The 267-nt window shown below is 50.2% G+C and carries 1 protein-coding gene; it reads right to left on the bottom strand.

What is annotated here, in order from left to right; all coding sequences use genetic code 11:
• Nucleotides 1-267: magnesium chelatase domain-containing protein (locus tag AAEZ05_RS28840; protein WP_350650017.1), on the bottom strand; the 267-nt coding region annotated here is incomplete at both ends.

The following is a 267-nucleotide window of genomic DNA, read 5'->3' as shown; positions in this document are numbered from 1 at the left end:
AGCTGCCAGTGACTTGCCGCAAATTTCCATTTAATGCAAGCTCACCGATAAACTCAAACCCTGCTAGTACCTCTGGATCCAACTGATCGCTGGCTGCCAAGATGCCAATAGCAATAGGCAAATCCAGCCGTGCGCCATCTTTTGGCAGGTCTGCTGGTGCTAGATTAATCGTCAGGCGACGATTGGGAAACTGAAATCCAGAATTAAGAATCGCTGAGCGCACTCTATCTTTACTCTCGCGCACAGCAGCTTCTGGCAGACCGACGA

Source organism: Pseudomonas sp. HY13-MNA-CIBAN-0226, assembly GCF_040310305.1.
GTDB classification, from domain to species: Bacteria; Pseudomonadota; Gammaproteobacteria; order Pseudomonadales; family Pseudomonadaceae; genus Aquipseudomonas; species Aquipseudomonas gregormendelii.
The sequence above is the reverse complement of the archived record's forward strand: the minus strand, read 5'-3'. Positions and strand labels throughout refer to the sequence as shown.